13 protein-coding genes are annotated in these 11521 nt (G+C 70.7%); 7 read left to right on the top strand and 6 right to left on the bottom strand.

Features of this window, described 5'->3' with window-relative positions; translation table 11 throughout:
- Positions 1 to 30: 30 nt before the first annotated feature.
- Positions 31 to 1101 carry a potassium channel family protein gene (locus tag BST44_RS09860; protein ID WP_083176926.1) on the top strand — a complete coding sequence of 357 codons (1071 nt, stop codon included), beginning with the start codon at positions 31 to 33 and terminating at the stop codon, positions 1099 to 1101.
- 190 nt (positions 1102 to 1291) lie between these two features.
- On the top strand, positions 1292 to 2224 hold the full coding sequence (gene nudC, locus BST44_RS09855; protein ID WP_083176925.1) for an NAD(+) diphosphatase: 933 nt from the start codon (positions 1292 to 1294) through the stop codon (positions 2222 to 2224).
- A 9-nt stretch (positions 2225 to 2233) separates the two neighbouring features.
- On the opposite strand, the gene BST44_RS09850 is transcribed toward nudC, so the two are convergent.
- A complete protein-coding gene (locus BST44_RS09850) occupies positions 2234 to 2902 on the bottom strand; it encodes a sensor domain-containing protein (protein WP_083176924.1) in 669 nt (222 codons plus the stop codon).
- A 75-nt stretch (positions 2903 to 2977) separates the two neighbouring features.
- Entirely contained in the window at positions 2978 to 3235 is a 258-nt protein-coding gene (gene mrx1 / locus BST44_RS09845) for a mycoredoxin Mrx1 (protein ID WP_065445028.1), read from the bottom strand.
- Between the two features lie 114 nt (positions 3236 to 3349).
- On the opposite strand from mrx1, the gene BST44_RS09840 reads away from it, so the two are divergent.
- From BST44_RS09840 to BST44_RS09835, 3 genes are all read left to right on the top strand, one after another.
- The gene (locus tag BST44_RS09840) at positions 3350 to 5449 is read left to right on the top strand and encodes an ATP-dependent DNA helicase UvrD2 (protein WP_167380183.1); all 2100 of its coding nucleotides are present in this window, start codon (positions 3350 to 3352) and stop codon (positions 5447 to 5449) included.
- Positions 5450 to 5546: 97 nt separating this feature from the next.
- Positions 5547 to 5711 (top strand): hypothetical protein, encoded by a 165-nt coding sequence (locus BST44_RS30375; RefSeq protein WP_167380176.1) that lies wholly within the window; start codon positions 5547 to 5549, stop codon positions 5709 to 5711.
- A 133-nt stretch (positions 5712 to 5844) separates the two neighbouring features.
- A complete protein-coding gene (locus BST44_RS09835; RefSeq protein ID WP_083176923.1) occupies positions 5845 to 6114 on the top strand; it encodes a WhiB family transcriptional regulator in 270 nt (89 codons plus the stop codon).
- Here BST44_RS09835 and BST44_RS09830 read toward each other — a convergent pair.
- On the bottom strand, positions 6111 to 7454 hold the full coding sequence (locus BST44_RS09830; RefSeq protein WP_083176922.1) for a macrolide-binding ATPase MABP-1: 1344 nt from the start codon (positions 7452 to 7454) through the stop codon (positions 6111 to 6113). The genes BST44_RS09835 and BST44_RS09830 overlap by 4 nt on opposite strands.
- A gap of 82 nt (positions 7455 to 7536) precedes the next feature.
- Between BST44_RS09830 and BST44_RS30370 the strand changes: the two genes are divergently transcribed.
- Positions 7537 to 7710: a hypothetical protein gene (locus tag BST44_RS30370; RefSeq protein ID WP_167380180.1), complete on the top strand. Its 174-nt coding sequence runs from the start codon at positions 7537 to 7539 to the stop codon at positions 7708 to 7710.
- 3 nt (positions 7711 to 7713) lie between these two features.
- On the opposite strand, the gene BST44_RS09825 is transcribed toward BST44_RS30370, so the two are convergent.
- The 3 genes from BST44_RS09825 to BST44_RS09815 form a co-directional block, all read right to left on the bottom strand.
- The gene (locus BST44_RS09825) at positions 7714 to 8550 is read right to left on the bottom strand and encodes a TOMM precursor leader peptide-binding protein (RefSeq protein ID WP_083176983.1); all 837 of its coding nucleotides are present in this window, start codon (positions 8548 to 8550) and stop codon (positions 7714 to 7716) included.
- A gap of 113 nt (positions 8551 to 8663) precedes the next feature.
- A complete protein-coding gene (locus BST44_RS09820; protein ID WP_083176921.1) occupies positions 8664 to 8891 on the bottom strand; it encodes a hypothetical protein in 228 nt (75 codons plus the stop codon).
- A gap of 160 nt (positions 8892 to 9051) precedes the next feature.
- Complete coding sequence (locus BST44_RS09815) at positions 9052 to 10413, bottom strand: zinc-dependent metalloprotease (protein WP_167380179.1); 1362 nt, start codon at positions 10411 to 10413, stop codon at positions 9052 to 9054.
- A gap of 76 nt (positions 10414 to 10489) precedes the next feature.
- Here BST44_RS09815 and BST44_RS09810 point away from each other — a divergent pair, with 76 nt between their 5' ends.
- Positions 10490 to 11512: a YlbL family protein gene (locus BST44_RS09810; protein ID WP_083176919.1), complete on the top strand. Its 1023-nt coding sequence runs from the start codon at positions 10490 to 10492 to the stop codon at positions 11510 to 11512.
- Positions 11513 to 11521 lie beyond the last annotated feature (9 nt).

Genomic DNA, 11521 nt, shown 5'->3' with positions numbered 1-11521 from the left:
GCGCTGGCGCCGAGCCGATGACGGACCGCCGTGCCCAACGGTAGATCCCGGCAGCTGAACGGTCTGGACCAGGCGCTGACCGCGCAGCGAGGCCACCAATTGATCGGCGTGGTGCGCATCCCCGAGGATCACGCCAGCCCTATCCGCGTCATCACCCGCCGCGTGGCCATCGCGCTGGTCGTGCTGTTCGCCGCGGCCGTCATCGTCTACCTCGACCGCAACGGGTACCGCGACGTGCGGGGCCAGCCGCTGACCTTCCTGGACTGCCTGTACTTCTCCGCGGTGTCACTGTCGACGACCGGCTACGGCGACATCACCCCGTTCACCGAGACCGCACGTTTGGTGCACACCCTGATCTTCACCGCACTGCGGATCGCGTTCCTGGCCGTGTTGGTCGGCACGACCCTCGAGGTGCTCTCCGAGCGGTCCCGCCAAGGGTGGAAGATTCAGCGTTGGAGGAGCAGAGTGCGCAACCACACGATCGTGATCGGCTACGGCACCAAGGGCAAGACGGCGGTCGCCGCCATCCTCGGTGACGAGGCCGCCCAGGGCGACGTCGTCGTCGTCGACACCGACCGCACCACCCTCGAGCACGCCGCCACCGCGGGGCTGGTCACCGTGCACGGCGACGCCACCAAGGCCGATGTGCTGCGGCTGGCCGGGGCGCAGCACGCCGCGTCGATCATCGTCGCGACCAGCCGCGACGACACCGCCGTGCTGGTGACCTTGACGGCACGCGAGCTCGCCCCCAACGCCAAGATCGTGGCGTCGATCCGGGAGGCCGAGAACCAGCACCTGCTCCAGCAATCCGGCGCCGACTCCGTGGTGGTCTCCTCGGCGACCGCGGGTCGGCTGCTCGGCCTGGCCACCACCACACCCAGCGTCGTGGAGATGATCGAGGACCTGCTGACCCCGGACGTCGGGCTGGCGATCGCCGAGCGTGAGGTGGAGCCGACCGAAGTCGGCGGTTCCCCGCGGCATCTGCGCGACATCGTCCTCGGCGTCGTGCGTGACGGCCACCTGCTGCGCATCGGCGCGCCCGAGGTGGACGCGGTCGAGGCCAACGACCGGCTGCTCTACATCCGCCACGCGGGGCACTAGTGGCGATCGCGAGAGCGGCGAAGCCGGTCGAAGCGGGTCGCCACGAGTCACCGGTGGCGATCGCGAGAGCGGCGAAGCTGGTCGAAGCGGGTCGCCACGAGTCACCGGTGGCGATCGCGAGAGCGGCGGTGGGGGCACCTCCCGCGTGCGGGGGACCGGTCGAAGCGGGTCGCCACGAGGGGAGGGCGTAGTGGCGATCGCTGACTTTCGGCTGCGCGAGGTTCCGTTGCTCTCGCGCGTCGGCGCCGACCGGGCCGACCAGTTGCGCACCGACGTGGAGGCGGCCACCGCGGGCTGGGCGGACGCGGCGCTGTTGCGGGTGGATTCGCGCAGCCAGGTGCTGGTCGCCGACGGCCGGGTCGTGCTCGGCGCCGCGGCCAAGCTGGCCGACAGGCCGCCACCGGAAGCGGTGTTTCTGGGACGCCTCGACAACGACCGGCACGTGTGGGCCATCCGCGGCGCGCTCGAGGCGCCCGAGGACGCGGATGTGCGCGCCGAGGTGGTGAACCTGCGCGGCCTTGGCGCGATCCTCGACGACACCAGCAGTCAACTGGTCTCGTCGGCCGTGGCGCTGCTCAATTGGCATGATTCCGCGCGGTTCAGCGCGGTGGACGGCTCGCCGACCCGGCCGGCGCGGGCGGGTTGGGCGCGGGTCAACCCCGTCACAGGCCACGAGGAGTTCCCGCGCATCGACCCCGCCGTGATCTGCCTGGTCCACGACGGCGGCGACCGCGCGGTGCTGGCCCGCCAGGCGGCGTGGCCGGAGCGGATGTTCTCGCTGCTGGCCGGGTTCGTCGAGGCCGGTGAATCGTTCGAGGTCTGCGTCGCCCGCGAGATCCGCGAGGAAATCGGGTTGACGGTCCGCGACGTGCGCTACCTGGGCAGCCAGCCGTGGCCGTTCCCGCGGTCACTGATGGTCGGCTTCCACGCCGTCGCTGATCCGGGCGAGGGCTTCTCCTTCAACGACGGGGAGATCGTCGAGGCGGCCTGGTTCAGCCGCGACGAGGTGCGCGAGGCGCTGGCCGCCGGCGACTGGTCCAGTTCGGCGGAGTCGAAACTGCTGCTGCCGGGGTCCATTTCGATCGCGCGCGTGATCATCGAATCCTGGGCCGCGGTCGACTGATTCGGGCGGCTACTTGATGCGGCCGGTCACCGTCTGCAGGAGGTTGTCGGCGACCTGCTGCGTCGGTTCGATGCCGAGCACGCCGACGGACACCAGGACCGACGACCTGACGGTGTACAGGTGGACCCAGCCGTCGGAGTCGAGCTTGACCGTCTCGGTGTCCGGCTTGTTGAGGGCGAAGTCGTAGGCGTTGTGGTGCAGGGCGACGCACTGGTCCAGGGTGGAGTGCAACTGGTTGAGGGCCCCCCGCGCTGCGGCCGCGTCCGGATAGACGACAACCGCGTTGGTGACCTCGTTGATCGGGGCGACGCCGCCCGGCCGCAAGTCGTCGGTCGAGCCGCTGTAGCCGACCGAACGGTACTCTTTCCAGCCCCCGGCGAAGGTGAGGTCCGTGGTCCCCACCGCGCGGCACGGACCCGGCGGGTTGCCGACGGCCCGCCGCGGCGGATGGTCGCGGTCGGCATACGAATACGGTTGCAAGCCTTCGAAATTGGCGATGCGACGGGCCTCGTCGAGGCTGATGACCAGCGACTCGGCGTAGTCGTGGGCGGAAGGGGGCGACGTCGTGCTGGTCGGGGAGTGCGAGCACGCCGCGGCCACGGACGCGATGGCGGCCCAAGCCACGCCGGCCGCCGACAGACGCCGCAGCAAACGGGCGTACCGAAGACTCGACGCCATGGTCCCCAATGGTAAGGCCCGGGCCGGCAGCCGGCGCGGCACGTGGTGGCGCCGTGTCGGTGCGGCCGCGGCCGCCTATCCGGTGCCGGCTTCGGCCAGCTTGGCCTTGACCTCGGCCGCGCTCGGGTTGGTCAGTGTCGATCCGTCGGCGAACTTCACCGTCGGAACGGTCCTGTTGCCGCCGTTGACCGAGCCGACGAACTCGGCCGCCGCGGGGTCGTGCTCGATGTCGACCGCCTCGTAAGGGATTCCGTTGGACTTCAACACGGTCATCAGCCGGTGGCAGTAGCCACACCATGAGGTCGTGTAGACGGTGATCGGGGCAGTGGTCATAGCCCGTTAACGTAGCCGGGCGGCAATGTGTTCCGCGCCGCGGCACCGCGACAACTCGCCGACGCGCGGTGGGCGGGGGCGCGTTTGTCGGCCACCGCTGCCAAGATGGACGCCATGCCGATGGTCGCCGACGCCCTGACCGCCGGACTGGACGACGAGCAGCGCGAGGCGGTGCTGGCTCCGCGCGGACCGGTGTGTGTCCTCGCGGGCGCGGGAACGGGCAAAACCCGCACCATCACGCACCGGATCGCGCAGCTGGTGGCGAGCGGCCACGTGGCGGCCGGGCAGGTGCTGGCGGTCACCTTCACCCAGCGGGCGGCGGGGGAGATGCGTTCCCGGCTGCGGACGCTGGACGCCGCGGCGGGCACGGACACCGGCGTGGGCGGGGTGCAGGCCCTGACGTTTCACGCCGCCGCGCACCGGCAGCTGCGGTACTTCTGGCCGCGGGTGGTCGGTGACACCGGCTGGCAGCTGCTGGACACCAAGTTCGCGGTGGTGGCCCGGGCGGCCAGCCGCAGCCGGATCAACGCCAGCACCGACGACGTCCGCGACCTGGCGGGCGAGATCGAGTGGGCCAAGGCGTCGCTGATCACCCCCGAGGAGTACCCGGCCGCCGTGGCCGCGGCCGGGCGGGACATCCCGCTCGACGCCGCCCGGGTCGCGACCGTCTACGCCGCCTATGAGGCGCTGAAGGCCCGGGACGAATCGGTGACGCTGCTCGACTTCGACGATCTGCTGCTGCACACGGCGGCCGCGATCGAGAACGACGCCGCCGTGGCCGACGAGTTCCGGGGCCGCTACCGCTGCTTCGTCGTCGACGAATACCAGGACGTCACGCCCCTGCAGCAGCGGGTGCTGCAGGCGTGGCTGGGTGACCGCGACGACCTGACCGTCGTCGGCGACGCCAACCAGACGATCTACTCCTTCACCGGGGCCTCGCCGCGGTTCCTGCTCGACTTCTCGCGCCGCTACCCCGACGCCACCGTGGTTCGCCTGGAGCGCGACTACCGCTCCACCCCGCAGGTGGTGTCGCTGGCCAACCAGGTGATCGCCGCCGCCCGCGGCCGGGTGGCCGGCAGCAAGCTGCACCTGACCGGGCAGCGCCCGCCCGGCCCCGCGCCGTCGTTCCACGAGCACACCGACGAACCGGCCGAGGCCGCCGCGGTCGCCGCGTCGATCACCCGGCTGATCGAGGCGGGCACCCCGCCGTCGGAGATCGCGGTGCTGTACCGGGTCAACGCCCAGTCCGAGGCCTACGAGGAGGCGCTGACCGAGGTGGGCATCCCCTATCAGGTCCGCGGCGGCGAGGGATTCTTCACCCGCCAGGAGATCAAGCAGGCGCTGCTGGCGGTGCAGCGTGCGGCCGAGCGCGGCGCCGAGGGTCCGCTGCCCGCCGTCGTGCGCGCGGTCCTGGAGCCCCTGGGGTTGACGGCCGAGCCGCCGGTCGGCAGCCGCGCCCGCGAGCGCTGGGATGCGCTGACCGCGCTGGCCGAATTGGTCGACGACGAGGTGGCCCAGCGCCCGCAGCTGGACCTTGCGGGCCTGCTGGGTGAACTCCGCCTGCGCGCCGACGCGCGGCACCCGCCGGTGGTGCAGGGCGTCACGCTGGCCTCGCTGCACGCCGCCAAGGGCCTGGAGTGGGATGCGGTGTTCCTGGTCGGGTTGGCCGACGGCACGCTGCCCATCTCGCACGCGTTGGCGCACGGCCCCGAAAGCGAGGCCGTCGAGGAGGAGCGCCGGCTGCTCTACGTCGGGATCACCAGGGCCCGAATGCATTTGGCGCTGAGCTGGGCGCTGGCGCGCAGCCCCGGCGGACGGCAGGGCCGCAAGCCGTCGCGGTTCCTCAACGGGATCGCGCCGCAGGCGCGCGCCGACGGCGGCCCCAACAAGTCCCGGCGCAATAGGGGGCCCGCGGCGCGCTGCCGGGTCTGCAACAAGGACCTGTCCTCCGCGGCGGCGGTGATGTTGCGGCGCTGTGAAACCTGCGCGGGCGACGTCGACGAGGAATTGCTGCTGCGGCTCAAGTCGTGGCGCCTCGACGTCGCCAAGGAACAGAAGGTGCCCGCGTATGTCGTGTTCACCGACAACACGCTGATCGCGATCGCCGAGCTGCGCCCCGGCGACGAGGACGCGCTGATCGCGATCCCCGGCATCGGCGCGCGCAAGCTCGAGCAGTACGGGCCCGACGTGCTGGAGCTGGTGCGCGGCGGCTGACACCGAAAGGTGCAGGTCAGAAAATCGTTTGTCCCGGACGTCGGCGACGGTTTACCCTCGAAGCTGCGTTTTGGCACGACGAAGGGAGGTGGCCACGATGATCAACGACGCGTTCGGTGTGAACGTGGCCGCCGCGGCGGCCACGTTGAAGCATGCCGCCCACAGTGCCGATGTTGCCGTTTCGGCAAAGGCGTTGAAGCATCGCGCCGCCGCCGCGACGAACGCGTCCGCAAGACTCGAGGTCCACCGAATGGCTGCCTAACTCCCCGGTTTTCACCGAATGGCCACGGACCCGAAGTCAAGGATCCGTGGCCATAGTCTTTTCGGGCGCACGCCCGCTCCCCGGTCCGGATCACCAAGATTCAAGCCCCGACCAGGAAGCAGGTGAGCAGGACATGTCGGCACTGACAGTCCCCCGGCGGCCGTCGCCGGTGTTGCCGTGTCACGTTGGCGACCCGGACCTCTGGTTCGCCGAGACCCCGGCCGACCTCGAGCGCGCCAAGGCGCTCTGCGCGGGCTGCCCGATCCGGCGCCAGTGCCTGGCGTCGGCGCTGGAGCGGGCCGAGCCGTGGGGCGTGTGGGGCGGCGAAATCCTCGACCGCGGGTCGATTTTGAGCTTCAAACGGCCGCGCGGACGTCCCCGCAAAGACGGTGTCGCGGCCTAGACGATCGCGCTGTCGGGCTCGGCGAAGCCGGGAATGAGCTCCTCGGAGAGCGCCTTGATCGGCACCCGCGCGTCCAGCTGGCACAGGATGGCGGCGACCGACGCGATGACGCGCATCGGGATGGCCAGCTTGGGCGGCAGGTCCATCTGCCGGGCCGTCTTGATCTGCGACACCGAGCGGTCGATCTGGCCCACCGTCATCCGCTGCAGCCACTTGCGGGTGTAGTGGAACTCCTCGACCTCGATGGGCTCGACGTACTGGCGCAGCATCTCGTCGATGTCGCGCACCGACACCTGCTGGCCCTTCTGGATGAAGCCCACCTTCTCCATCGTCGGCAACAGCAGGTCGTAGTTCTTGTCTCGGGCCAGGCGGATCGTCATGCCGAGCTCGACGGGGTAGCCGCCGGGCAGCGGTGCGACGGCGCCGAAGTCGATGACGCCCATCCGGTCGTCCGGGAGCAGCATGAAGTTGCCCGGGTGCGCGTCGCCGTGCAGCATTCCCAGCCGGCGCGGCGCGTCGAAGGTCAGCTCCAGCAACCGGGTGCCGATCAGGTCGCGCTGCTCGCGGGTCCCGTCGCGGATGATCTCGGCCAGCGGCAGCCCCTCGATCCACTCCTGGACGACGACCTTGGGCGCGCTGGCCACGACGTGCGGTATCGCGAAGTGCGGGTGGCCCTCGTAGGCCTTGGCGAAGGCCCGCTGGTTGTCGGCCTCCAGCCGATAGTCGAGTTCCATCTCCGTGCGCTCGACGAGTTCGTCGACGATGCCCTGGACGTCGGCGCCGGGGGCGAGCTGTTTGACCACGCCCACCATCCGCTGCATGGTCTTCAGGTCGGCGCGCAGCGCCTCGTCGGCGCCCGGGTACTGGATCTTGACGGCCACCGGGCGGCCGTCGGCCCAGACCGCCTTGTGCACCTGGCCGATGCTGGCCGAAGCGATGGGCTTGTCGTCGAACGAACTGAACCGCTCCCGCCACTTGGTGCCCAGCTGGCCGTCGAGCACTCGGTGCACCTTGTTCGCGGGCAGCGGCGGGGCGTCCTTCTGCAGCTTGGTCAACGCCTCGCGGTACGGCTCGCCGTACTCGTCGGGGATGGCGGCCTCCATCACCGACAGGGCCTGGCCGACCTTCATCGCCCCGCCCTTGAGTTCGCCCAAGACGGTGAACAGCTGGTTGGCGGCTTTCTCCATCAGCTCGGCCTGGACCTCGTCCCGCGATTTGCCGGTCAGCCGCTTACCGAAGCCGAGAGCCGCCCGGCCCGCGAAGCCGACCGGGATGCTGGCCAGCTTCGCGTTCCGCGCCGCACGGCCGCGTTTGATGTCTGCCACGTATCCATCATCCATGACGGCCGGCCCCGCTCGCGCTTGATCTTCGCAACACCCCGCCGCCGGGCGGCCGGCGGCGCGGCGCCCTAGGTTGTCTCCCATGGCAGCAAAGCAATCGCAGCACGACGCGGCGGACTCCCTGTTCCGGGCGATCATCGAGACGCTGGACAGACACCGCAACGACGGCACCTTGACCGCTGAGGTCCTGCACGAGCTCGCCACGGCATACGAGTCGGTGTCGGCGAACGTCCCGGAACAGGGGCGGCTGGGCTAGCTTTCAGCAGGCGCACAGCGGGTGCCGGGTCCATTGCCGCGCGACGATGGCACCCGCGCCGAGATCGAATTCCAGTGTGGCGTTCAGCGTTTGGGGCGGTACCGCCTCCTGCTGCCGCACGGCGGCGATCACCCGGTTGACCTGGCTGAGCGCCAGCGCGGCAGTCGCCAGCAGGGTGGCACGGTCGGCGACCCCGATGGTTTCCCGCAGCTGCGCCGAGATGGCCGGCCACGCCGCGTCGCGGTCCCGCCGATGCAGGTCGGCGCACGTCAGGCAGCTCGTCGTGCCCGGGATGACGAGCGGGCCGACCAGCCCGACGCCGTCGCGGACCCGGACCGGCAGGTGCGGGACGCCCTGGGCGTGCAGGTCGCGGACCACGCGCGGATCCGCGACCAGGTAGTCGGCCAGCACGACCAGGTCGACGGCGCCGGCGGTCACGGCGGCGTGGGGTTGGCGGCTGTGGGCGATCCGGGCGCCCGAGCAGCGCAGCGCCTCGACGAGCAGCTCCGAGAGCGGGCCGCGGCCGTGGATCCGGATGGACGGCGCCCTACCGCGGGACTTCGCGCATTCGGCCGCCACGCCGGCACCGACCAGCCGGGCGACCAGGTCGTTCAGCCTCCCGGCGTCCCGCAAGCCGCGGTCGGCGGCGCGCCGCTGGAGTTCCGGTAATGGCGTCGGCGACCGCATCGACCGCAGCAGGGCGGCCAGCCCCGCGGCCGCCAGGCCCGTAGGTGGACGGACCAGCACGGCGCGGCGCGGATCCCAGCCCACCTGGACCGCGCCGTCTGGCCGCAACAACACCGGCATCGCCGGGTCCAGCGCGTAGAGAGTCTGCGGCATGGACGCCGACTGTGCCACGCCGGGCGCGGTGGGCCCGGTCAGTTATCCACAGCACCGCGGCCCGAGGATCAAGAGCCCGCACGTTGCCGCCAAGCTTGGACGGGCCGTGACCGTCAGGGTTGTTCGGCCGGTGGGGGCGGCGGTGGGCACGGTTTGCCGCCGCGTATTCCGATGACCGTTCCGTTCGTCGTGGTGACCGGTCCGACCGTCACGCCGCACGGCCAGTTGGCCTCGTTGCCGGGATCATTGGGGTCCGGAGCCGGATCCGCTTGCGCGACCCCCGCGCCGAACGCCAGGGCGACTGTCGCGAGCCCCGCAGCGATGATTGGTTGTTTGCGCATTTCCCCACCTAAAAATCTAGCGTCCGTTAGCCAGCACCGCGTTGCTAGTTTAGTGCACCGGGCCGCGGTGAGCGACCTGAGCCGGGCATCGCGCAGCCGTGCACTGCACGCGAATTGCGTTGTGCGTCCGTGCTTTCGTCGAATGGGTTGGCCGCGACAATCAGCCATTCACCGGGCCGGCGCCCGGGTCCTCGGGATTTTCCTCGAGCTTGGCGATCGCCTCGTCGATGCCGCTGGTATCGCCGCCGATGACCCGGTCGATGAAGCCGGCCGGCTCGTCGAGGTCCTCGGCGTCGGGCAGCAGGTCGGGGTGTTGCCAGATGGCGTCTCGGGCGTCCACGCCGGCGGCCTCGGTGAGGCGTTCCCACAGCGCGGCGGCTTCCCGCATCTTGCGGGGCCGCAGCTCCAGGCCCACCAGCGTCGCAAAGGTCTGCTCGGCCGGACCGCCGGTGGCGCGGCGGCGGCGCAGCGTCTCGCTGAGCGCGGCCGCGCCCGGTATCCGATCGCCCAGGGCCGCGGTCACCACCACCTGCACCCAGCCCTCGATCAGCGCGAGCAGCGTCTCCAGGCGCTCCAGCGCCTGCGTCTGCGCCGGGGTGGCCTTCGGCTCGAAAACACCATGTCCCAAGAGGTTTTCGATGGCCGCCGGGTCGGACAGCGTCGCCGGGTTGAAGTCGCGGGCCAGCTCCTCGATCCCGCTCATGTCGATCTGCATGCCCCGCGCGTAGGCCTCGACGGCGCCGAGCACCTGGCTCGACAGCCAGGGCACGTGGCTGAACAGCCGGTGGTGGGCGGCCTCGCGGGCGGCCAGGAACGTCAGGATCTCGCTGCGGGGCTGTTCGAGCCCGGCGGCGAACGACTCCAGGGCGTCGGGCAGGACGGCGGCGACACCCTTGGGCCCCAGCGGCAGGCCGATGTCGGTCGAGGTCAACACCTCACGGGACAACCGGCCCAGCGCCTGGCCCAGCTGGGAGCCGAAGGCCATGCCGCCCATCTGCGACATCACCGCCATCAGCGGGCCGGCCATGCTCTTGGCCTCCTCGGGCAGCGACGACGCCCACACCGTCGAAATCTGTTCTGCCATCGGGTCGCACAGCCGCTTCCAAGTCTGCAGGCTGTTGTCGACCCAGTCGGCCGGGGTCCAGCCCACCGCCTTGGTGGTGCCGGCCGGCAGCGCCGTGGCGCCGTCCAGCCAGGTCTCGGCCAGGTGCACGGCGTCGGCGATCGCCGAGTGCGTGGTGGCCGGGATGGGCGCGACGAACCCGATCGAGTTCGTGGCCACCCGGCGCGCCAGCTCGTAGTTGACCGGTCCGGACGTCTCGCCCCCGGCCATCACGGTGCCCGCGCTGGAAAACATCTGGCCCAGCTGGGTGAAGATCTGTCCCAGGTCGCCCATGCCGAATGCGCCGAACGGGTCGGAGCCGCCGGAGCCCGAATTGGGATCTTTCTTCCCGGGTTTGTCGGGGTCTTCCCCTGGGGAGAAGCCGAAAGGCAGGTCAGCCATACCGTCAACGGTACTCACCGGCGGAACCGGCCGGGCGGTCTCGGGTCAGCTTGTGGCTGAACCGGCGCCGCGGGCTCCGTCTAGTGTAATCGGCGTGAACAGGCGGATTCTGACCCTGATGGTCGCGCTGGTGCCGATCCTGGTCTTCGGCGTGTTGCTCGCGGTGGTGACGGTGCCGTTCGTCTCCCTGGGTCCCGGCCCCACCTTCGACACGCTCGGTGAGGTCGACGGCAAGCAGGTGGTGGCGATCGAGGGCACCGCGACGCATCCGACCACGGGGCACCTGAACATGACCACGGTGTCCCAGCGGGACGAACTGACCCTGGGCGAGGCGCTGACGCTGTGGCTTTCGGGCCAGGAGCAGCTGGTACCGCGCGACCTGATCTACCCGCCGGGCAAGTCGCGCGACGAGGTCGACAAGGCCAACACCGCGGACTTCAAGGAGTCGGAGGACAGCGCCGAATATGCGGCGCTGGGCTACCTGAAGTACCCGGCCGCGGTGACGGTCGCCAAGGTCACCGACCCGGGCCCCTCCGCCGGCAAGCTGAAGAGCGGCGACGCGATCGACGCGGTCAACGGCACCCCGGTCGCCGACGTCGACCAGTTCACGGGGCTGCTGAAGGGCACCAAACCCGGTCAGACCGTGACGATCGACTACCGGCGCAAGAACGAGCCGGCCGGCGTCGTGCAAATTACGCTGGGCGCGAACAAGGATCGCGACTACGGCTTCCTCGGGGTCGCCGTGCTCACCGCGCCCTGGGCGCCGTTCGTCGTCGACTTCAACCTCGCCAACGTGGGCGGACCGTCCGCCGGCTTGATGTTCAGCCTGGCGGTGGTCGACAAGCTGACCACCGGTGACCTGACCGGGTCGAAGTTCATCGCGGGGACCGGCACCATCTCCGCCGATGGGAAGGTGGGTCAGATCGGCGGCATCACGCACAAGATGGTCGCCGCCCACGCCGCGGGCGCCACCGTGTTCCTGGTGCCGGCCAAGAACTGCTACGAGGCGAACTCGGACAACCCCTCCGGCATGCGCCTGGTGAAGGTGGACACGCTCAGCCAGGCGGTCGACGCGCTGCACGCGATCACGTCGGGGGGTCAGGCGCCGAGCTGCTGAAGCTCGACC

It is taken from the genome of Mycobacterium scrofulaceum, assembly GCF_002086735.1.
Classification (GTDB): Bacteria; Actinomycetota; Actinomycetes; order Mycobacteriales; family Mycobacteriaceae; genus Mycobacterium; species Mycobacterium scrofulaceum.
Note: the sequence above shows the minus strand (reverse complement) of the source record. Positions and strands in the feature narration are given on the sequence as shown.

Bases quoted from the DNA above. Each gene is read 5' to 3' on its own strand.
- BST44_RS09820 (WP_083176921.1), bottom strand. From the start codon at position 8,891: ATGCGCAAACAACCAATCATCGCTGCGGGGCTCGCGACAGTCGCCCTG.
- BST44_RS30375 (WP_167380176.1), top strand. From the start codon at position 5,547: ATGATCAACGACGCGTTCGGTGTGAACGTGGCCGCCGCGGCGGCCACG.
- BST44_RS09850 (WP_083176924.1), bottom strand. From the start codon at position 2,902: ATGGCGTCGAGTCTTCGGTACGCCCGTTTGCTGCGGCGTCTGTCGGCG.
- BST44_RS09830 (WP_083176922.1), bottom strand. From the start codon at position 7,454: ATGGATGATGGATACGTGGCAGACATCAAACGCGGCCGTGCGGCGCGG.
- BST44_RS09835 (WP_083176923.1), top strand. From the start codon at position 5,845: ATGTCGGCACTGACAGTCCCCCGGCGGCCGTCGCCGGTGTTGCCGTGT.
- BST44_RS09825 (WP_083176983.1), bottom strand. From the start codon at position 8,550: ATGCCGCAGACTCTCTACGCGCTGGACCCGGCGATGCCGGTGTTGTTG.
- BST44_RS30370 (WP_167380180.1), top strand. From the start codon at position 7,537: ATGGCAGCAAAGCAATCGCAGCACGACGCGGCGGACTCCCTGTTCCGG.
- mrx1 (WP_065445028.1), bottom strand. From the start codon at position 3,235: ATGACCACTGCCCCGATCACCGTCTACACGACCTCATGGTGTGGCTAC.
- BST44_RS09840 (WP_167380183.1), top strand. From the start codon at position 3,350: ATGCCGATGGTCGCCGACGCCCTGACCGCCGGACTGGACGACGAGCAG.